The sequence below is a fragment of the Vibrio sp. SS-MA-C1-2 genome (genome assembly GCF_021513135.1).
GTDB lineage: Bacteria > Pseudomonadota > Gammaproteobacteria > Enterobacterales > Vibrionaceae.
In genome coordinates, this window is the sequence record NZ_CP090980.1 from 973,995 (window position 1) to 995,597 (window position 21,603).

Here is a 21,603-nt window from a genome sequence, read left to right on the forward strand (position 1 = left end):
GACTTTAAGCTACTTAAATCGTCACAGTCATACGTTAAAAAGGATATATAATGGCTTATACAAGAAGAAAGTTCTCAACGTTAATTGCAGCTGGCGTAGCTGCGAGTGCTTTAGCAGGCTGTAACAGTGGTAGTGGTTCGTCTGGAAATGGTTTTACCCCTGACCCCAACGAAGATACCGACTTGCCAGACCCTATTCCACCTAAGCCAGATCCAAAACCAGACCCAGATCCAAAGCCAGATCCAGAGCCTATACCTCCTACACCAGATAAGGATCCGGTTGAGATTGCAAGTGTCAATGTATTGGACTTTGGCGCTAAAGGTGATGGAAGAAACGATGATACTAGTGCCTTTAGGAATGCTTTTGCGGCTGCAGTGAAAAGTTCACAAGCTGTTTTTGTTCCACGCACAAACGCTTACTATTTAGTTGGTGATGTTGAGTTACCATATGGGGTAAGCCTTTACTCTAATAGCCGTAAAAGAGTTTACTATCCTGATTCCCTAGAAAAAATGAAAGGGAGTGGGACGATTGCCTACCATAGCAGTTATTCAAGAGGGATCTCATTCGCTGGTGGTAGCCGAGTCTCTAGGCTCAATTTTTATGGCCACAAAAGTTACAACGGTATTTCAAATCAAGATCAAATTTCAGACATGGTCTTTATCGATTGCTCGATGGCGGCGCATAAGATAGGTTGGGCGACTGCCAATGCATTAGTTAACTCTCGATTAGTGAGGTGTCATGCATCTTGTAACTCTATCGGCATTGGTGGATTAATTAACAGCCAAGTGATCCATGGTGAAATTAACTCTAACCGGGGTACTGGGATCTCTCAAAATTCGGGACATGATAATAACAGTTTTGTTGACTGCCGTGTTGAATGGAATGATGGAGCAAACTATCGTTTTCAACAATGCTTCAATAATTCCATCGTGGGAGGAATGTCAGACAGTGCAGGGAAACAAGGCATTTCAGTGATTGATGCAGAAATCCTCGCGAATGGGTTTACCAGTTATCGTCCAGGTAATAAAATTAAAGATAGCTCTGCTGAATCCTCTCATATTAATGTTTCAGGCTCGAGCAATTTAGTGATGAATGGTTGTCGTTTTCGTTATGGCCGTAATGACTATGGTGATGGTCATTATCGTCCAAACTATCTATTCTCAAATGGTGAGAGTAATAAGATTGATGGTCTACTTCAGATTATCGGTGGGGATGCGACTAACTCATACGGCATGAATGCTTATCATAATAGCCCGATATTTAGAGAGTCTAATGTTGAGATAATGCATCTCGCTGGAATTAATAATTTAGTGACAAGTGATAATTACCGTGAGAGTAATAGCGCTAACTATGTCGCTAAACAATCGACTTGGTTGAACCGTCGAGCAAGCAGTCAACGTGTAGATTTTGACTTAACTCAGTTCTCGACGTTTTCTGACTTGACTAAACCAATAAAATTAAAAGTTAATTTAAAAAGTGATGATGGGGTATCTCATGCTGCGGAAGTGATTTTCCCTAATTTAGATAATAACCAACAAAGCTACACTGTATATGAAACAAAAGAAGGTTTAGTTGATGCTTTGGGGTTGCACCTTGATAAGCGTTTTAATAATCAACTTTCTTTAACCACCTTTAATCAACTTGAACAGTCTGCTCAATGTTCTTTTTCTCTACACCAAGTTTAAAGTACATTTGTGTTTGCTGCGTCTGTTGACTCATTTGTCAACACGCAGCAAGTTCAATATTCCCTCTTATTTTTATCGTTAGTCAGTTTTCAAGAGAAAATGAGATTAATTAGAATAAATTTTAAATTAAATGATTTTATTTTTTCATACCATTTTTTAATTTTTACCGTTAGCTTGTATCATTGCTTATCGCTAATCTATTGTTTAATAAGCTATATTGATTGCCTATCCCATAGTGATTATTTTTACATCCCATCAATAGTGAAACTTTAGATCCCATTTATGACAAGTAGTATAAAAAAAAAGCACCGTATCTTTTTTATTCACGTCAGCAAATGAGTAACACAAATGAAACACACACTAACGAAAACGAAAATTGCATCTCTCTTATCAGTTATCTTATTAGCAGGTTGTAATCCAGATAACTCTCCACCGGTAGAAGTACAGCAAAGCGATGTAAAGCTGATCTCTAAAGGTACAAATTTAAAGTTTCAATGGCAATCAACCTTAAATGAAGAAGAACGTTATACCGTTCAGATTGCAGATGAAAATAGTAATACATGGAGTGATGTTGCCGTTTTTGGTGCTGTTAAAGAAGGTGTTATTTCGGAGAAGCGCTTTGCTCGTGTTTCTGGTCAATACCGTATTATGGCGGATATGCCAAATGGTACTCAGCGTTTACTTGCATCTAAGAATGGCACAACGGTATTTGATTTTGATAAACAAGCAGCAGATAGTGTACAAATTGATGCACCAGCAGGAATTTACAGTGGCACATTGAATGATACGATCAATTTTAATGTTGAAGGCCCTATCGCATTAGCTAAATGGGAAATGGATAATCAAACCGTTTGTTTAGATGAAGCAAATAGTTGTGATGAACAAAGCTTAACACTATCTACTGAAGGTTATTCAGCCGGTAAGCATATTGTCTCGGTAATGGGTGAAGTTTCACCTGGTGTTTATGTTGAGAAAGATAAAGAGATCGAAATTTTTAATAACAACCCTATTGTATCTCTTGGTCTGTTAGACGAATTCTGTGGCTGTGATTTAACGACTATTCTAGCTGATGCGAGTGGATTTTCTGAAGTCACTGATGTTATTTATACGATTGATGGTGAATATTTAGCTCAACAATCAACATTGAAAGAAAAAACATTAATTGATGGTCGAACTTGGGGCAGTCATTTTACTAACTCTGAACACCGTCCTTTCTCTACTGGCGAACATACCTTTAAAGTAGAAATGCTTGGTGTAGAGAAAAGTGCAAGTAAAGAGATGACAACCTACATTACTAATGCGCCTAAAATTAATATTTTACATCCTCGCAAGAATGAGATTATCACAGGCAATACTTTAGTTATTGAAGGTGAAATACAGAATGAAGATGATGAACTAACGACAGTATTCTATTTAGGTAATGAACGTCTACCTAAGCCTGAAGGCTTTACTGGCCGTGGTAAGTTCAAAATTGAGTACGATCTAACAGATAAAATTGCAGCCGATCACACAATAACTATTCATTCAGTGGATACACGTACTGAAGTTGAAAAGGTGATTGAAAGCCAGGAGAGTGTGGTCTTTAGTTATACACCTAAATTTGCAGAGACAAGAGATTCGGCTAATGCAGAACTTGTGCATACTTTAGATCTGGGACATAACGTTATTCAAATTAATGGCCAACATTTATTATCTGCTGATTTAGGTATTATCAATGAGTTAGATAGAACTTACAATTATACGATAACAGACCTGATTGAACAGAGTGATACAGTAATAGAGACGCATTTAAAAAATTACCAAGCGGATATGCATAATGCTCGTATTAATGAACAAGGTCAATTAGCGGTATATTCACAAGATTTCTCTAATGGTGAAGAGGGCTTATTACTTTACACAAATGGCAAAAGCGATCTACATTCAGATATCGATGTATCAAAGAAAGCTAACTTCACATTTAAAGATAACTTATTGATTGAAATATCAGAACAGAACTTAAATATTTGGAATACTGAAACAGAAAATAACGCATTAATGCCAACTCAAGTTCCAGCTCCTGAAGGCTATACTTGGAATAGCAATAAATCAACAAGCCATAGTAACAATTGGGTTTGTGCTGTTGCGACAAGTACAACAGATTCAACTGAAGGTGTTTCGGATCTATTTTTAATCGATACAATGGGTGAGATGACGCCAATTAAAGTAACTGGTGATCACGACGGTCAATCTGTTAGCTGTTTAGGTAACGATGAGCAGTTTGCATTCTATAAAGTGAGTGAGTATAACTCTGCAGACTACAGTATCTTTAAGTTTGACATTGCAAATAATGTATCAGAGCTGGTCACTGACAATGCCGTTGGTTTTATTAAAGGGAATATTCTTGCATCAAATGAAGTGATTCTTGGGTCTGAAAATGTTGCTTATAAAAATGGCACCATCGCTTGGCAAGAAAATGTAGCAGGTTCTCGTACCATTAACTTTTACCGTCCAGATGGTACTGGTGTTGAAAGTATTGAAAATGCAACATTACTAAAAATGGGTCAAAACAAAGTTAGCTATTCGACGCAACAAGGGCTATTCGTTTTAGATTTAGAAAGCCAAGAGGCTCATAAGCTATGGAATAAAAATGTAAAACACTTCTTAAATGATCAGGGTGCTTATATCATTAATGGTAATAAAGTTTACCAAGTGAAGTTCTAATCTTCTCATTCAATCTCACTATTCTAAAGACGGCTGCGTAATGTGGCCGTTTTTTTATCTATACCCTTCATACTTGAAGCTGCTAGGTTGTTGGCGTCACTCGTTCACCCCAATCATATAGAGCCTCTATACTCATGGGGCCTCACTCACTCGCTTGCCGCCTACTAGCAACTCCAATTACTTTAGGTATATAAATTAACACTGCTTCCTTATCTATTCCTCTATACTCGTCTTACTTGAAGTTGCTAGGTTGTTGGCTGGCTCATTCACTTGCCGCCTACTAGCAACTCCAATTACTTTAGATATAGATTCATCATGTCTTAATATACCCTTTATACTTGAAGCACTCAGGTATCGATGACTATTTTTTATCAGGAACTTTACTCATTTGTTGGTAACTAATATTGTCAATGATGTTAGGTACCTAACACTAGCCTGTTCAGGCTATAACTTTATTCCAATTTGTTATATTATCTTCAGATTATTGAAATTTCGTTATTGAATGAAAATTGAAAACTATAATCATAATTTAATCAATGACTTAACAAAAAACATCATTTTTTTTCATTAATTTATTGATATTAGCGAATTATTAAATTAATGTATACGCATATCCATATATGAGGTGTTGGGATGTTACCCCATCAATTTTTTAAATTACTCTCGGATGAAACTCGAGTTCGTTGCTTATTAATGATTGCGCGTGAAGGGCAGTTGTGTGTGGCTGAGTTAACGGAAACCTTAAAATTAAGCCAGCCTAAAGTCTCTCGACATTTAGCGATGTTACGTTCTAGTGGGGTGGTAGTAGATAATCGTCAAGGTCAATGGGTTTTCTATAGTATCTCGGCGGATTTACCGGGTTGGATGAGAAAGCAGATCCAAGATTTGGTGAATTCAAACTGTTTAAGAAAAGAGTATCAGCAAGATATAGATAACCTTGAACAGATGAATAATCGACCTGAAAGCAACTAGTGATAAGTCGTGAGTCGATGGTTTTTGTGCTGCATTAGTGCCTAGTTCAACGTAGAGTCAAAATTTAAAAAGTTAAGCGACACTCTATTTAAAATTATTATAGGAAGTCATCATGACAATAAAAGTTGGTATTAACGGTTTTGGTCGTATCGGTCGTTTAGCTCTTCGTGCAGCTTTTGACTGGCCAGAGTTAGAATTTGTTCAGGTTAATGATGTGGCGGGTGATGCTGCAACTTTAGCTCACCTTCTTGAGTTTGATTCTATTCAAGGCCGTTGGCATCATGAAGTGTCTGCTGCAGAGAATCAGATTATTGTTGCAGGTCAAGTGATGAGAACCACCCAAGAGCGCGATATTGATGCTATTGATTGGTCAGGTTGTGATGTGGTCATCGAAGCAACGGGTGTTCATCGTGATGTTGAATTACTGAATAAATACTTAGCTCAAGGCGTTAAACGTGTTGTTGTGTCTGCACCTGTAAAGCATGACTCGGTTGCTAATATTGTTGTTGGTGTTAATGATGCAATTTTTGATCCAACAAAACATCAAATTGTGACAGCGGCTTCGTGTACGACCAACTGCCTTGCACCTGTAGTGAAAGTGATTCAAGAGAAATTAGGCATTGAGCAAGCGGCATTTACCACCATTCATGATTTAACTAATACTCAAACTATTTTAGATGCGCCACATAAAGATCTTCGTCGAGCAAGAGCGTGTGGTATGAGTTTAATACCTACGACAACGGGTTCAGCAAAAGCCATTGTTGAGATCTTCCCTGAATTAAACGGTCGTATTAACGGCCATGCGGTTCGTGTTCCTTTAGCAAATGCTTCTTTGACCGATATTATTTTTGATGTTCAGCGTGACACCACAGCAGAAGAGGTGAATGCGTTACTGAAAGAAGCGTCTGAAAATGAGCTAAAAGGCATTTTAGGCTATGAAGAGCGTCCATTGGTTTCTATTGATTACAAAGGTGATCAACGTTCAACCATCGTCGATGCGCAATCAACCATGTTAGTTGGTAAACGTATGGTTAAAATCTATGCGTGGTATGATAATGAAATGGGCTATGCAACGCGTACCGCTGAACTTGTTCGTATCGTAGGAGAGGCATAATGAGTCAGCATCCAACTTGGCAATTGCCATTACAAGAGAGTGGCGGGCTAATTCTTACTCCTTGCCCAGGGACAAAAGATGTTGCTCTGATTGAGAGTCTTCAACAGTTGAAAGAGCAGGGTGCAAGCATTGTTATTACGGCGATTAATCAACAAGAGATGGCCAAGCATCAAGTTGAAACGTTAGGGAAAGAAGTTAAAGCTTTAGGGATGCAGTGGATTCATTTACCAATCGAAGATGATTGTGCCCCTGATGAACAGTTTTTAACTCAATGGTTAGCCGTTAAAGACCAAGTGAAAGCTGATTTAGCACAAGGCAATCAAGTCGTTTTGCACTGCCTTGGTGGTTCTGGTCGTACGGGGCTGCTCGCTGCGCATATCCTGCTAGACCACGGTTGGCAATTACAAAATATTATTGAACAAGTTCAAGCTCGTCGCCCGGGAGCATTCACCAAACCGGTACAACTTGAGTATATCAATACGCTTTAAGCGCCATGTGTTGGTGATTTTTATTGCTATTATTTGTGCCATAAGTAGAGAGCTGCGTAGGTAGCTCTTTTTTATTAGCTATACCCAAAGTAATTGGCGTTGCTAGTAGGCGGTAAGTGAATGAGGCTTCATGAGTATAGATGTACTCTATGATTGGGGCGAATGAGCGACGCCAACAACCTAGCAACTTCAAGTAAGAAAGGTATACATTTTTCTAGATTTAAATATCAATGCTCTTATTTCTAGGGACATTTGGACGTTAAATATGTTTTCAAACCTTAATCAAAATATCCGTCAATATATGTTGGTGACGTTTAATTACTGGAATTTTACCGTCACGGATGGCGCACTAAGAATGTTGGTGGTGCTCTATTTTCATGACCTTGGCTACTCGACGCTTGCGATTGCTTCTCTTTTTCTATTTTACGAATTCTTTGGTGTCGTGACTAACTTGATTGGCGGTTGGTTAGGGGCAAGGTTAGGGCTGAATCGAACCATGAATATTGGTTTAGCGATGCAAATTATTGCGCTATTAATGTTAGCACTGCCAATAGGTTGGTTGACGATTCCATGGGTGATGGCGTCTCAAGCGATCTCAGGGGTCGCCAAAGATCTTAATAAGATGAGTGCCAAAAGTGCCATTAAAACCTTAGTTCCTGATGATGCTCAAGGTGCGCTTTATAAATGGATCGCGATTCTGACGGGATCGAAAAATAGTCTCAAAGGGGCTGGGTTTTTCCTTGGTGGCCTGTTATTAACGACGATTGGCTTTCAATATGCAGTATTAGCCATGGCGGCAGTGTTAACCTTCGTTTTTATTGGCAGTGTTCTCTCGTTAAAAGCCGATATTGGAAAAGCGAAAACTAAACCGAAATTTTCGGAGATCTTTTCAAAATCAGCCAGTATTAATATTCTATCTGCGGCGAGAATGTTTTTATTTGGCGCTCGTGATGTCTGGTTTGTGATTGCACTCCCAGTATATTTAGGATCGGTATTTGGCTGGGATCATACGGAAGTAGGTGGATTTTTAGCGCTTTGGGTCATTGGTTACGGAGTGGTGCAGGGAATTGCGCCTAACATTACCGGTAAAGCCTCAGGAAAGTTACCTGATGGACATGCTGCAACGCGTTGGGCTCTACTTTTAGCAATAATCACCGGCGTATTATCCCTGACGATTCAATTCAATTGGCAGCCAGAGTTCGCCATTATTGTTGGTTTACTTATTTTTGGTGCGGCTTTTGCGGTTAACTCTTCTTTGCACTCTTACTTAATTGTCAGTTATGCAAAAGGGGATGGCGTATCTCTGGATGTTGGCTTTTATTATATGGCTAATGCGATGGGTCGCTTAATTGGTACCATTCTTTCTGGTTGGGTTTATCAAGCTGCTGGCCTCGCAGCATGTTTATGGGTCTCATTTGGGTTTTTAGTTATCACAACGATTATTTCATTGTGGTTGCCTAAACTAGATACTTGTAAAGCTAGAATATAAATTTTAAGAGCTGAATGAAGCGAAGGGAGAATAATGAATTATTATCATTATTCTCCTTTTTCTGTTAGGTTTATCCACATTAATAGATAAAGCTTATTAAGGTTTAGGCATATTATGGCAAAGAAAAAATTTGAGTTAATTGCTCAAGACCTGTTAAGTAAAATCTATCAACATCACTTTTCTGACAAGCTTCCTTCTGAAAGAGAATTAGCCGCATCTTATAGTGTATTTTCCCAACGCCAGTATTGTTCTTGTGTATTTGTCATATTATAGGCTCCTATTCACTGCCATCGGTGGGATTAAAACGAATACCGATCGGGTTAACGACTTCGATGGCTTGTTTTAATCGATCGCTCACTATGATTGAGGTAAAACGGTGATGCAGTCGAAAAATGTCATACCCGGCACGATCGGCTTTTTCGGTGTCCAACACCAGCTTTCTGAGAAAACGAATCTTGCCATTATTTCGTAATTTCAATGTAGACGCGTTAAAGTCGATGCAATCCACATAGGCTGACACCGTCACTTCACACCAATTAGTATTCAATGTGCCATCGGGCAGTTTTAGTGTTATGGGGTAGGTGGTCACACCTTCTGGGTTCAATTGCAACATTGCCGTTACTAGGCGATGACTAAATACCTCTTCTGATGGGCCAAAAAAGAGGGGGTAATCGTCATTTAAATTACCTTTTACTTCCCCTTCTTTTCCTGTGGTGTCGGCGAATATGGTTTGGTTAACATAATCCTTTGTTACATCAACAAAAATTTGTGCGCCTTCATTTGTCACATAAAGCTCCCAATATTTCATTATGTTTCCTCTTTTATTATCTGTTTAAGATCATCTCTTACGCTACTGAGTGACATGAGGGTATCTGCCATCTGTTCTGCTACGGAGCTAACTTTATATACTGTGGTTCCCGCTGACGCAGTCATCGTGGTGATGATCCCCCCAGGCCCAATGATCATGGTGCCAAGCGCGCCTGCTGTGGCCACCACCGCGAAATCCGTGCCTGTTTGGGTAGTCTGAGCCGCGGCGAGTTCCACGAGAGCGTCTGTGGGAGCCTCTTCTAAAAAGCGTTGCGGTAAGCTCAATAACGTTTCTCTGGTTTGTGGGTCTTTTAATAATATGATGATGATTTCCATTTGTGCGGAAGCTTCTTCATATCCTTCGCTGGCGCGGGCTTGCCATTGCTGAAAGACCCGCTCCAGTTCATCCACATCGCCATTCACAAGCGCTTTTATAAATATTTGTGGCTCAAGATCAAGTTGCATCTTATCCAGCAGTTCACCAAATGCCCCTAAGTCAGGCAAGTAATTGGTGATGCCATCGGCCATGCCTCCGCCCGCCGCTAAGGTTACATCCCACAGTTGTTCGTACCATGCTTGCGCATCAAATTCGAAAGATTGCTGCTTTAATTTGTTAATCTCTTCTTCTATTGCTTCTTTAAAATCCGCTGTGACTTGGCTTACTTTATTTTCTTCTTCATCTTGGTCTGTATGAATGGGGGCATAGTTGGCTTTAATCTCGTCTGCGGCAGCTCGGGCATACTGTGTTATGGTCTCGTCGAGGAATTGGTTCAGTTCACGCAGTATGGCATGAATCTCTTCTTCACTGTCGTGTGGGTAAAACTCAATCTCTTTTGCTGCCGCAGGAAGAGGGCCAATCACCAACGTGCCATCTGCATTGGTGGTGCCTTCGTAAGTATCCCCGTTTTCGAGGGTCACTCGATAAGGGGTTTGATGAACTGGGGTATTTTCTAAGTCGTCGTAATAATGTGTTAGCACTAAGGAATCAAGCACGATATGGCGGTAATCGTTTATTTTGATGCGTTGTTGTTTTACGTTCTCGGTTGTAAAACCTGATCTGGGGGGAAGACAATATTCCAATAAATAAGAGCCTTCTGGTGACAGATCTTGAACAAGCAAACTGCCACTTTGATCACTTGTGCCTGCGGCAATCTCCACATTGTTTTGCAGTAATCGCCAAGAGACATCAGGCACATAGATACGCTCTCCCGTCCAATTACCGTATTCCATGATCTTGCCCTGGCTACTGCGGTAGTGAAAACGGGCTTGGACTTGGTTTGTTTTGTGGTTATCTTGCTCTCGTCGTTGTTTTTTAAGTCGTTCCGCAAGGGGAAGTGGTTTTTTGTCTTGGGGGATAGAAGGCTCTGTCGCGCCGTATGCTGAAGAGTCTGCTATGTGAAAGTATGAGCCGATATTTTCTTGAGAGACGGTTTTATTTAGAGCGGTTTCATCAGACTTTCTTTTGTACGAAATGTGCCCTAGATTGAAGGCCAGTTGAGGATCGGCTTTGGGGTTGAGCAACCAATTCTGTTTGCGATGCATACCATGAGAGAATTCGCTAGATGACTCTTTAAAAGGCGCTTTAAGAAATAGAGGGATGCTAGGCTGATCGCATAATAATAGATAATCACCACGCTTTAACTGAGCAACCATTCTTTCATAAGATTGACCCGTCGGCACAATGATATTTAACTCGAGTTGAGGAACATTGTCGATATCTGCCTCAATCAGGGCTATTTCATGGTCAAGGATGAACTCGGGCGTTGTGATTAGCTGATAAGACATCATAATATCCTTATGTATTGACTGTCCTTCGTTAGTGAGTTGTCTTCTATGTCATAGTGTCTATTTTTTAATCAGTCGTCAATGGCCGACCAACGTCAAGTAAGGGGATAGGTAAAACAGTTACGTCGTTGTCCAATATTCGGGAATTAATATTGGTTAATGCAGCACTTAATCCTGATTTTTTATATACCTAAAATAATTGGAATTGCGAGTAGGCGGTAAGTGAGTGAGGAGGGGATGAGTATAGGTTTTCTATATGATAGGGGGAATAAGCGACGTCAACCCTTTAGCAACTTCATGTATGAAGGGTATAAACGTCGCATCTTCAATTATCTCATCATGTAATCTGAAATAAAGAGCAAAATTACGCTTCAGTCGGTTGATGATTGACTTTCTTTGACCAACTAAAGATAACAATCAAAGCGACAATATAAGTCGCCAACTGTAAAAGGCTTGGTTTTTCGGTATAACCAAATAGCACGTGAAGTACTAATGCAAACCAGTTACTGTGGTGGTCAAAGTATGGCGTAGTATCCCATAATTGAGGAATAATTGAAGGAAGAACGCCAGCAGAAATAAACTTAGAGACTGCCGAAGCCATCATGCCTGCCGATAAGAAAGTCATAACCACGGCGAAGAAATTAAACACCTTGCTGATATTGACGCGAACCAGCCCTAAATACATCAATATACCGACAACAATGGCACCAGCGGCACCCATTAAACTGCCTAGGAAAATAGAGTGAACAGAGGCGTTGTCTTGTGATGCTAGCCCTAAAAGAAACAACACTATTTCCCCTCCTTCACGGACGACGGTAAGAAATGCCACTAAGGTCAAACTTTTAAGTGGTGAGCTGCTTTCTACGGTACTTTTTAATTTCTCACTAAGCTGCTTACCTTGTGATTTCATCCAGATAACGGTCCAAGCAATCAATAAGCTAGCAAACACAAGAATGACAGCACCTGTAATTTTTGCTTCAATTAACCGATGTATCGTTTCATTTGATAATGCTAAGTAAGCTATAAAAGCAGAGAAAATGACGCCGGCAATCCCTCCTGAGATAATCCAACGTTTAGATCCTTTTAAAGAACGTGAAGCGGCTAATAACAGTGTGATGATTAACACCATTTCAAAACCTTCACGGAATACAATTGCCAAGCTAGCGTACATAATAACCCTATTGATAATACAAGTGAGAATGATTGTCATTAAATCATTTATTTGTTTTTATTTATATTAGAAATTAGGTAACTTATGTTTGCATTAATGATCTATCCAGCTTTTCTTTTTGACGTTTTTTTGTTTTTAAACCTTCTTTTTCTTCGCATTACTTTGTGTTTAAATTTTTTACCCTTTAAACAGAGTGTTAAGTCACTCACTTCTCAATTTCAGCTCTGCATGATAATATTTATGTAATTTACAATAATGATTAGAAAGTGAGAAAGAGATGTCTTCTGATTTTTATGGCACTAGTGCCAGTTATGCAAAACAAGAGAGTGGATATCGTGAAAAAGCGTTAAAGCTCTACCCTTGGGTATGTGGTCATTGCGCGCGTGAATTTGTTTATTCCAATTTAAGAGAGTTAACGGTCCATCATGTCGATCATGATCATACAAATAACCCTAATGATGGAAGTAATTGGGAGTTATTGTGTTTATTTTGTCATGATCATGAACACTCAAAATATACGGAGCATGATCAATATGGCACTAATGTTGTTGCTGGTGAAGATGATCATGAAGCAGCCACGCATAACCCATTTGCTGATTTGAAAAAAATGATGAAAAAATAAGCTGGAAAGTGATATTTTTCAATAAAAGCAGTCTTGATAAGAGCGGTTATACTCTTATTAATACTGCTTTTTTTATGATATTTACGATACTTTTACCCTCTTCTTACTTGACGTCGCTAGGTTGTTGCTGCACTTATTCACTTGCTGTCTACTAGAAACCCAGATTACATTGGATATAGATCTTATTACGGATTATTCGTATTATCAGTTGTATAAATATTAACCGAAATATATTCGATATTTTTCATGTAACCATTGAAATTATTAAATAAAAATATGTAGGTTAGTTCAAGTAATGCGCAAATGTTGTTCTGTTTTTTTCGTTAGCTATTGATTTTTTGTACGCGCAAGAGAATGATATGTTTATAACAGTGACGCTAACCAATAAACAATAATAAAAATATATCTTTGATGAAAGGGGGAAATTATTAATTGATCCTATCAACTCGTCAAGGTAAGTAAGGTAAGTGATAGTACCTTGCTTTTGTCATCGTTGATTACTCAATGTAGAAAGGGCTATATGAGTTATTAATAATAGGTGATAAATTTGTCACCTTTGGGTATCACAAGTTACTAAATACCTCAGCAGAGATGCTGCAGAACCCTTCTCTTTTCAGTTCCATAGATAGAATAATTTGAGAAAGTAAAATTAGAATATTTTAAAACAACAAGATACTAAATAGTGTCTTGGTATTTTTACATCTATTCAACTATTGGCGTGTCATTTAGATCAAAGCCATAAGCAAATAACATGTTGATAATCAAATATATTGTCATCATTTATTCTGCTTTTTTGCGCTTTATCAATTATGGTAGAACGTTAGTGCTCAAATTTATATGCCTTTCAATTTCAAATTATAAAGGTATCGCTATCGAATCTGCCTTTCGTCTATGTAAAGGAGATTACAATAATGGTTTCAATTTTATCCTCAGAACAGAATGGTAATGCAACTCCCGCTTATCCGGGAATGAATATGGTTATGCATGGGAATGGTGCTGTTGCTCATGTGATGGAACATGTCTGCGGTGGGGTAATCGGATACCCAATCACGCCTTCGACTGAAATCGCAGAGATCTATGAAGCATTTAGAGCCCAAGGCGGGTGCAATGTATGGGATCAACACTCATTCTTTTTCGAACCTGAAGGGGAACACTCCGCGCAAAGTGGTGCATTAGGTGCCGTTTTAACGGGGGGAAATACATTTCAAATGCCTCATCAAGTCAAGGGATTCTCTATGCCCTTGAATCTCACTATGTGACGGTAGGTAAAAAAGCCGCTGGATTTGTATTACACGTTGCTGCACGTTCTGTTTCTCGTCACTCTTTAAATGTGATGGCCGGTCATGATGATGTTTATGCATTATTATCAGCAGGCTATACCACCTTATTTGGAAGTAATGCTCAAGAAGCGGCAGATTTAGCGGCCATCTCTTATCGTGTCAGTGCGCTTTCGTTGATCCCAGTGGCGAATACCATGGATGGTTTTGCAACCAGTCATATTCAGAGTGAAGTCAAACTTCCTGAACCTGAGTTGTTGAAAGAGTACATCGGTGATCCCGCAGAGCGTATCGTTGCACCAACAGAAGCACAGAAGATGCTGTATGGCGCAAAAGGACGAGTTTGGCACTTAACACAATTTATTGAGAAAAATCGAGACCAGATTTGGCAGGAACAATTTGCGAATTTAGAACAGTTCTTATCAAATCAAGAAGAAAAGATTGAGAAAGACACTCAAGGTGAATTATTAGCATCAACTTATGCAATGTTGCCTGAATTGCTCCATGGAAAGTGGCGTCGAGCTTGGTTAAACGCTTATGAAAAAGGGACGCGTCAACGAGTTCCAGCGTTAGTGGATGTAAATAACCCAGGTTTAACCGGGGGAGTTCAAAATCAACCCGATTATCAAGCGGGTATTGTCGATCATCGAACTCACTTTATGGCTGATGTGCCTCGTTTTGTTCAACAAGCTATGGATGATTATACAGAGTTAACTGGGCGTCAGTATCAACCTGTCATGGAGTTTATGTGCGATGATGCTGAAGAGGTGGTCATCGGGTTAGGCTCTGTCACCGATGATGCAGAAGTGGTTGCGCAATACCTTCGTACTCAAGGTAAAAAAGTGGGTGTTATCTCTATTAAGTTACTTTATCCATTCCCTGAAAAAGAGCTGGTGGAGTCATTGCAAGGCAAAAAAGTTGTCACTGTATTAGAGCGTTGTGATGAAACCCGTTTAACAGAAAAAGTGACAAGAGCATTATTTAAAGCACGAGAAAATCACTTGAAAGCAACAGAATATCACTTAGATATTCCAGCGATGCGTGATCTGCCAATTATCTGTACGGGTGTATTTGGTTTAGGTGGCCATGATTTACAGCCTCGCCATTTAGTGGCTGCGTTCGAAAATATGAGCGATGAAAATTGTAAGCCTTTCTATTATGTTGGTACTCAATTTTTCTCGGCTGATAAACCATTAAGTGACGTTGAACAGCGTTTACAAGCAGCGTATCCAGAAACACAATTAATGGCGTTAGAAACGAAAGAGAACCCACATTTATTACCTGAAGATGCAATGAGAATTAGATTCCATTCAGTCGGTGGATATGGAACGATTGCAACAGGGAAATTATTGACTGATATTTTATCTGGTGTGTTAAGTCTACACTCAAAATCAATGCCAAAATATGGTTCAGAGAAGAGTGGTGCGCCGACCAATTTCTTTATTACGTTATCTCCAGAGCCAATTAAACTAACCAATGCCGAGCTACAACAGGTTGAAGTGGTATTGTCTCCTGACCATAAAGTCTTTATGCATACCGATCCATTAGCGGGCTTAGAAAAAGGCGGTACGTTTATCTTACAAAGCTCTAGTAGTTCAGAAGAAGTTTGGCAAAGCTTACCAAGAGCAGCACGTGCTTATATTCGAGAAAATCAGATCAAATTCTATATTGTTGATGCCTTTAAAGTGGCGAAACAGCATGCACCAAGTCCTGAGTTAGAGATCCGTATGATGGGTATCGCCTTTATTGGAGCATTATGCGGTAATGTGAAGCAGATTAAGAGTGAAGATAAAGATCAAGTCTTAGCAAGAATTCGTCAGCAGATTGAATATAAATTTGGTGCAAAAGGGGAGAAAGTGATTGAAGGTAATATGTCGGTTATTATTGACGGTATTGCTGCAACACAACCTGTTGATTACCTCAAGTTCCCTGCGGTTTATGCCAATGAGAGCAGTGAAAGTGCAACGATTGCGGCTAAGCCGACTTCTGCAAGTTGCGGTCTTTTTGACGCAGAATATTTTGATAATATCGCAGGACAATATTACGCAGATGGAACCATTGGTGAGGCACCGGTTATTCCAGGCTCTGGCATGTTTATTCCACCATCAAGCGCAATCACTAAGAATAAGGGAATATTCCGCTTGAATGTACCTGAGTTTGATGCCCAAAAATGTACTGGTTGTATGGAGTGTTCGCTGGCTTGTCCTGATGGTGCGATGCCAAATGCGGTTCATGACTTGACGGATATTCTTTCTACCGCCATCAAGCAAGTTAACCTACCAATGGGTATTCAAGAGCAGCTTAGTCGAATGGTTCCACAAATCAGCGATGAAGTTCGTCATATTTATCGTCAAGTCGGTAAAGGTGATGCGCCATTATTGCACCAAGCCGTCACTCAAGCTGTGGATGCCTTGCCACAAACAGAGCAAGTATTACAACAACCTTTAGCCGCACTTTGTGTGGTGGTTGAAAACTTACCGATGAGTAAAACTAAACCGTTCTTTGACGCGATGGAGAAGCATCGCCCAGGTTCAGGTGGCCTATTCTCGGTTGCGGTTGATTCAACCAAATGTAGCGGTTGTATGGAGTGTGTCGAAGTCTGTGGCCCTAATGCACTGAAGAAAACGGTACAAACCAATGAATTAACTCAAAAAATGAAGTATCAGTTTGAGTTTATTAATAAAATGGAAAAAACCCCGATTCGCTTTATTGATGGCGCGATTGAATCTGCTCAAGAAGCTAAGCGAATTCTACTTGATCGAGACCATTATAATGCAATGGGATCAGGTCATGGTGCATGTCGTGGTTGTGGTGAGGTGACTGTACTTCGTTTGGTCTCTTCGATTAACCGTGCAATTAAGCAGAACAGCTATCAAGCTCATAGTCAGCAGTTAGAAACGTTAATTGATAAGTTAAATAGTAAGTTATCTCAGCAAGATTTGGTGAACAGTGATCCAACTAGAGCCGCGCGTATTACTCAAACGCTGGCTCAGTTAGAAAAACGCCTGTATGAATTTGAGTTTGGTCCTACGGGTGAAGGTCGTGCCAATGCGATGATCGCCAATGCGACGGGATGTAGTAGTGTTTATGCGTCAACATTCCCTGCTAATCCATATCAAGAACCTTGGATCAACAGCCTATTCCAAGATACGCCTGCATTAGCAAAAGGTATTTTTGAAGGTGAAATGGCCAATCAATTGGTTCAGATCCGTGCTCTACATACAGCACAATTGGAAGTTGAAGATCTTTATCAGCCAGAGGCTCATGATAACCAATTACGCTATTTAGACTGGACACAATTAAGCGATAAAGAGTTATCACTGATGCCCGCTATTTTAAGTATTGGTGGTGATGGTGCGGTTTATGATATCGGTTTTGGTGCGCTATCTCGTGTGCTTTCTACTCGTACACCCATGAAAATATTAGTCTTAAATACCGGTAGTTACTCAAATACGGGAGGACAAGCATCGACGGCAAGTTTTACCGCACAAGACTCAGATTTAAGTCGCTTTGGTAAAGTGCATAGTGGTAAGCAAGAGGAGCGTAAAGAGTTAGGATTGATTGCAACCTTCCATCCTAAAGTGTTTGTTGCCCAAAGTACCACCGCGCTACAAGGACACTTTATGTCGAGTGTCATTGAGTACTTAAACTATCAAGATTCACCGGCCTTACTTGATGTCTATACGCCTTGTATGGGTGAGCATGGTATTGCCGATGATATGAGTACCAAACATGCTCGTTTAGCCCTTGAAAGTAGAATGAGTCCTGTTTTTGTTCATGATCCTCGTCAAGGCGAAACCTTAACTGAGCGTTTTTCTATTGAAGGGAACCCTGAGTTGACTCAAGATTGGACAAGCCAAACCATTAGCTTTGTTGACCAAGATGGTATGACACAACTGAAAGAATGTAGCTTTACGCCTGCTGATTTTGCGCTGTATGAGGGACGCTTTGCAAAACACTTCAAAGTTGCAACAGAGCAACAAAGCCTAATCTCGGTGCCAGAATATTTGGCAATGAGTGACAGTGATCGTTACAGCCATACGCCATTTATATGGGCGACCAATAAGAAGAATCAACTTATTCAATTGACGGTGTCTGAGTCGATTATTGCGCTATGTGAAGAGCGCCTTAAGAATTGGCATATGTTGCAGTATTTGAGTGGTCAAGAGAACATTGCAATGGAACGTGGTTATCAGCAGCAAATTACTGATTTAGAACAACGTTACCAAGCGTCTCAAGCTGATAAAGAGCAGACGATTGATGATATTGCCAATGGTTTAGCTGAATTGGCATTAACATCGGATGTTTTTGCTGGTGGTGATTTTGTGAGTTCTAGTCACAATATCCCTGTCAAACAGGTTGAATCCTCAGTAACAACAAGCTCTGCGCCAATATCAACCGATACTCAACCATTAGTGAATATTGCGGAAGAAAATATCAGTCAATGTACCGATTGTAAAACCTGCTATCAGCAATTGGGCGAGCTGTTTGAAAAAGTGACGATTGTTGATGATGGACAGCCTAAAGTTGTCAGTAAAGTGATTGAAAACGCATTATCTACGGTATCAATAACACCTGAACTCATCGATCGAGCAGAACGAATTGCCGATGAGTGTGATGCAGAGATCATCGAATTCTGTGCACCGAAAGTCACGGAGGCATAAAATGAATATGACGTTATCTCAAGCTCAGCAAGATCTGCTATTACGATCTGCAGAGCAACAATCAAGAAAATACAGCAACTTATTAGCCAAGCAGAGTATGGAGTTGATTCAAAAAACTTTGAAAAAAGGTGATTTGAGTGAAAATTTTATTACCGGTTTATGGAATGCTTTGCTAGAAGATAACCCGTTGAGTCAGGTACTTCAACGTTATCTATGGCGTGTGCCTCTAAAGCAGAAGCGTCATTTTATCCGCGGTATAGATCAGCACTTATCTGAGCGCTACCCAATGTTTAAAGGGCTATCAAAAGGGTGGCCAGGAAGTAATAATATTCCACCTTATGTCCGTCCTGCTGAAGAGCGTAATCGTGATTTCGATTTAGTGAGTCAAGGTTATTTAGGGTATATGGGGTTAGGCTATAGCCTGCGTGAGGTTGAACTGTTTGTTTGGTTAGAAGTGATTCGCGATAAGCAGTGTGAAGATCGCCCTTGTGAAATTGGTGCGCCTTTATGTAACGATAAAGGGGAAGAGACCAATGAAATGGATGGTGGGTGTCCTGTAAAAATTCATATTCCTGAAGTGCTTGATCTTATGGGAGATGGAAAATTAAAAGAGGCGTTTGAGTTGATTCAGAGCGCAAACCCTCTTCCTAATGTGACAGGACGTGTTTGTCCTCAAGAGTTACAGTGCCAAGGTGTTTGTACTCATAACGATCGCCCGATTGAAATTGGGCAGTTAGAGTGGTTCTTGCCTCAATATGACAAACTAAGTTCGAAAGAAGAGAGTGATGCGGGTAAACAACGTCGTCTTGATAAGAAAAATTGCTTGCCTAATCCTTGGGCTGTCGCTAATAAAGCGCCGATTGCGATCGTCGGATCTGGGCCTTCTGGATTGATCAATGCCTACTTATTAGCGAAGGAAGGTTACCCTGTCACGGTGTTTGAAGCGTTCCATGCTTTAGGTGGTGTATTACGCTATGGTATTCCTGAGTTTAGATTACCAAATAGCTTGATTGATGATGTTGTCGAGAAGATCCGCCAATTAGGTGGACGCTTTGTCACCAACTATATTGTTGGCAAAACAGCAACATTGGATGATCTTAAAAAAGCAGGCTTTGCAAAGATCTTTATCGGTACAGGGGCCGGGTTACCGCGCTTTATGAATGTACCCGGTGAACATTTAGTTAATATCATGTCGGCTAATGAATTTTTGACGCGAGTTAACTTAATGCATGCCAACCTGCCCGATTACGAGACACCATTACCTGCAGTTAAAGGTAAGCAAGTGATGGTGATTGGTGGAGGTAATACCGCGATGGATGCCGCCCGTACCGCTTGTCGTTTAGGTGCTGAAGTGACCATCGTTTACCGTCGAACTAAGCAAGAGATGCCGGCTCGAGTTGAGGAGCTACATCATGCGTTAGAAGAAGGCATTAACGTTTGCGAGCTACGATCACCAAGTGAATTCTTAGGGGATAAAAATCATCACCTCAACGGTGTTAAAGTCGAAGTGATGGCATTGGGAGAGGCGGATAGTTCTGGCCGTCGTCGTCCCGTTGCAACTGGTGAGGTTGAACACCTTCCTGTTGACTTAGCCATTATGGCATTAGGTAATAACGCCAATCCTATTGTTAAAGATTCAGAACCCAAACTGACGACATCTAAATGGGGAACATTACTGGTTAATAATGACTCCCAAGAAACATCGATTGATGATGTCTATAGTGGTGGTGATGCAACACGAGGTGGATCTACGGCGATTAAAGCCGCGGGAGATGGACAAGCGGCCGCAAAAGAGATCATGTCGACCCTTGATCTTAATCCAAGCCAAATTAAGCAGCTGGTGGCGAGTGCAGATAAATATACATCCATTGGTCAAACTAAGCCGACAATTGTTAAAAGACGTCAACTTACTGATGAGATCGTAGAGTTGACTATCACTGCACCTTTAATTGCTCAGTCAGCCAAAGCTGGGCAGTTTGTTCGCGTGTTAGCAGATGAAAAAGGCGAGCTTATTCCATTGACCTTAGCGGACTGGAATGCAGAGCAAGGAACGATTGAGCTGGTTATTCAAGGTTTGGGTACGAGTTCAAAACTGATAAATCAAATGCAAGTCGGTGATGAGTTCTGTGCGATTGGTGGTCCATTGGGGCAGCAAAGTGCGGTACATAAATACCCTCAGAATACAAGGATTGTCTTTACTGCGGGGGGTGTTGGTCTACCTGCCGTTCATCCTATTCTTTGTGCTCACTTAGCTATCGGAAACAATGTTACCTTGATTTCAGGGTTTAGAAGTCAAGAGAACAGCTTCTGGGTTGCAAAAGATGAGCGTATTGAAGCGTTAAAACAACAATACCCTGATACATTAGACGTTATCTACACCAGTAATGATGGTTCATTGGGTATTGAGGGCTTTGTTACCACACCATTAGAGTCAATGTTAAAGTTGTCGCAACAGAAGGTGAAAGAGAGCGAAGCTCACTCTTCATTAGATAATTCAGATATTATTGCGGAAGTGGTGACGATTGGTCCTCCATTGATGATGCGTGCCGTGAGTGACTTAACCAAAGAGTATGACACTTATTGTGTGGCAAGCTTAAACTCAATTATGGTTGACGCAACGGGTATGTGTGGAGCCTGTATGGTGCCAGTGATGGTCGATGGTAAACTGGTGCGGAAGCATGCTTGTATTGATGGCCCTGAACTAGATAGCCATTCCATTGAATGGGATAAATTTTTACCAAGATTTACTCAATTCAAACCACAAGAGTATCAAAGCCAGATTGAACATAAGTTGATTGAGGCTTGATCGATAATCTATCATTGATAGAT

General features: G+C 40.3%; 14 protein-coding genes. 11 read left to right on the forward strand and 3 right to left on the reverse strand.

Annotation, left to right across the window (positions count from 1 at the left end; all coding sequences use genetic code 11):
• The first annotated feature begins 50 nt into the window (after positions 1 to 50).
• From L0B53_RS04300 to L0B53_RS04330, 7 genes are all read left to right on the forward strand, one after another.
• Positions 51 to 1,685 carry a glycoside hydrolase family 55 protein gene (locus tag L0B53_RS04300; RefSeq protein WP_235059217.1) on the forward strand — a complete coding sequence of 545 codons (1,635 nt, stop codon included), beginning with the start codon at positions 51 to 53 and terminating at the stop codon, positions 1,683 to 1,685.
• A 348-nt stretch (positions 1,686 to 2,033) separates the two neighbouring features.
• On the forward strand, positions 2,034 to 4,385 hold the full coding sequence (locus L0B53_RS04305; RefSeq protein ID WP_235059218.1) for a hypothetical protein: 2,352 nt from the start codon (positions 2,034 to 2,036) through the stop codon (positions 4,383 to 4,385).
• A 633-nt stretch (positions 4,386 to 5,018) separates the two neighbouring features.
• Positions 5,019 to 5,357 (forward strand): metalloregulator ArsR/SmtB family transcription factor, encoded by a 339-nt coding sequence (locus tag L0B53_RS04310; protein WP_235059219.1) that lies wholly within the window; start codon positions 5,019 to 5,021, stop codon positions 5,355 to 5,357.
• Positions 5,358 to 5,469: 112 nt separating this feature from the next.
• Positions 5,470 to 6,471: an ArsJ-associated glyceraldehyde-3-phosphate dehydrogenase gene (locus L0B53_RS04315; RefSeq protein ID WP_235059220.1), complete on the forward strand. Its 1,002-nt coding sequence runs from the start codon at positions 5,470 to 5,472 to the stop codon at positions 6,469 to 6,471.
• Complete coding sequence (locus tag L0B53_RS04320) at positions 6,471 to 6,959, forward strand: cyclin-dependent kinase inhibitor 3 family protein (protein WP_235059221.1); 489 nt, start codon at positions 6,471 to 6,473, stop codon at positions 6,957 to 6,959. Before L0B53_RS04315 ends, L0B53_RS04320 begins: the two co-directional genes overlap by 1 nt.
• Before the next feature lie 265 nt (positions 6,960 to 7,224).
• Complete coding sequence (gene arsJ, locus L0B53_RS04325) at positions 7,225 to 8,448, forward strand: organoarsenical effux MFS transporter ArsJ (protein ID WP_235059222.1); 1,224 nt, start codon at positions 7,225 to 7,227, stop codon at positions 8,446 to 8,448.
• A gap of 114 nt (positions 8,449 to 8,562) precedes the next feature.
• A complete protein-coding gene (locus tag L0B53_RS04330; RefSeq protein ID WP_235059223.1) occupies positions 8,563 to 8,721 on the forward strand; it encodes a hypothetical protein in 159 nt (52 codons plus the stop codon).
• A 4-nt stretch (positions 8,722 to 8,725) separates the two neighbouring features.
• On the opposite strand, the gene L0B53_RS04335 is transcribed toward L0B53_RS04330, so the two are convergent.
• From L0B53_RS04335 to L0B53_RS04345, 3 genes are all read right to left on the reverse strand, one after another.
• The gene (locus tag L0B53_RS04335; RefSeq protein ID WP_235059224.1) at positions 8,726 to 9,256 is read right to left on the reverse strand and encodes an imm11 family protein; all 531 of its coding nucleotides are present in this window, start codon (positions 9,254 to 9,256) and stop codon (positions 8,726 to 8,728) included.
• On the reverse strand, positions 9,256 to 11,043 hold the full coding sequence (locus tag L0B53_RS04340) for a hypothetical protein (RefSeq protein ID WP_235059225.1): 1,788 nt from the start codon (positions 11,041 to 11,043) through the stop codon (positions 9,256 to 9,258). The genes L0B53_RS04335 and L0B53_RS04340 overlap by 1 nt, the downstream gene beginning before the upstream one ends.
• A gap of 361 nt (positions 11,044 to 11,404) precedes the next feature.
• Positions 11,405 to 12,211 (reverse strand): FTR1 family protein, encoded by an 807-nt coding sequence (locus L0B53_RS04345; protein ID WP_235059226.1) that lies wholly within the window; start codon positions 12,209 to 12,211, stop codon positions 11,405 to 11,407.
• Between the two features lie 277 nt (positions 12,212 to 12,488).
• On the opposite strand from L0B53_RS04345, the gene L0B53_RS04350 reads away from it, so the two are divergent.
• The 4 genes from L0B53_RS04350 (at position 12,489) to L0B53_RS04365 (ending at position 21,580) form a co-directional block, all read left to right on the forward strand.
• A complete protein-coding gene (locus L0B53_RS04350) occupies positions 12,489 to 12,833 on the forward strand; it encodes a YajD family HNH nuclease (RefSeq protein ID WP_235059227.1) in 345 nt (114 codons plus the stop codon).
• Positions 12,834 to 13,744: 911 nt separating this feature from the next.
• Positions 13,745 to 14,092, forward strand: a complete 348-nt coding sequence (locus L0B53_RS19365; RefSeq protein WP_260115527.1) for a hypothetical protein — start codon at positions 13,745 to 13,747, stop codon at positions 14,090 to 14,092.
• A complete protein-coding gene (locus L0B53_RS19370; RefSeq protein WP_260115542.1) occupies positions 14,062 to 18,774 on the forward strand; it encodes a 2-oxoacid:acceptor oxidoreductase family protein in 4,713 nt (1,570 codons plus the stop codon). Before L0B53_RS19365 ends, L0B53_RS19370 begins: the two co-directional genes overlap by 31 nt.
• Position 18,775: 1 nt before the next feature.
• Positions 18,776 to 21,580 (forward strand): sulfide/dihydroorotate dehydrogenase-like FAD/NAD-binding protein, encoded by a 2,805-nt coding sequence (locus tag L0B53_RS04365; RefSeq protein ID WP_235059228.1) that lies wholly within the window; start codon positions 18,776 to 18,778, stop codon positions 21,578 to 21,580.
• The last annotated feature ends 23 nt before the right edge of the window (positions 21,581 to 21,603 follow it).